At 44.4% G+C, this 993-nt stretch carries 1 protein-coding gene; it reads left to right on the top strand.

The features are described 5' to 3' along the window. Positions 1-306 precede the first annotated feature (306 nt). Positions 307-993 (top strand): NAD(P)/FAD-dependent oxidoreductase (locus A3766_RS06305; protein WP_156508730.1); only part of this gene is annotated, 687 nt, incomplete at its 3' end.

Genomic DNA, 993 nt, shown 5'->3' with positions numbered 1-993 from the left:
TACCTTTTACATACATTGAATAAACAGGTAAAATTCAAACGTTTGTTTGAAACTCTCTTTGCAGCACAGGAAGCTAAAGTGGCTATATATCTAGTCAACATGCTAAAAGAGAGGTATTCATCACTACTTCCGTCACTGCCATATTGTGAATTAGCATAGTCAGAAAGACTGGGGGTGCGAATTTCAGCGAATAACTGTATAATTCGCGCGCCGTAAAAAAGCGGAAACTAAAAACTGCGCTCTGGTCCAGCTAAACAGGCTTAACATCAGGACGCTATATAACGTATATGCACGAGGAGACCTATTGTGGAACGTGAATCGATGGAGTTTGACGTACTCATTGTCGGCGGTGGCCCCGCTGGATTATCAGCAGCCTGTCGTCTAAGACAAATCGCTGAAGAGACTGGTAATGAAATCAGCGTATGCGTTGTAGAAAAAGGATCTGAGGTTGGCGCCCACATCCTGTCTGGCGCAGTTCTAGAACCAACAGCGTTAAATGAGCTGTTCCCTAATTGGAAAGAAATGGGCGCACCATTAAATACCGCTGTAACAGGTGATGAATTTTACTTCCTGACCAATCAGGAAAAGTCGGTAAAACTTCCAAACGCTTTTATCCCTAAACCTACACACAACGATGGCAACTATATTGTTAGCCTTGGCAACGTTTGCCGCTGGTTAGGCGAGCAAGCTGAAGGACTTGGCGTAGAAGTATACCCAGGCTTTGCTGCAGCAGAAGTTTTATACCATGAAGATGGTCGTGTAAAAGGTGTTGCTACTGGCGACATGGGCATCAGCGAAGACGGCCAACAAAAAGACTCTTACATGCCAGGCATGGAGTTACACGCTAAATACACAATGTTTGCTGAAGGTTGTCGTGGACATCTTGGCAAAGAAATCATCTCTAAGTTCAACCTAGATGAAGGAAAAGATCCTCAGCATTACGGTATCGGCATCAAGGAACTTTGGGATATCGACCCAGCTAAACACCGTGAA

The organism is Oleiphilus sp. HI0132 (assembly GCF_001635845.1).
This window is presented reverse-complemented; position numbering and strand designations above follow the sequence as displayed.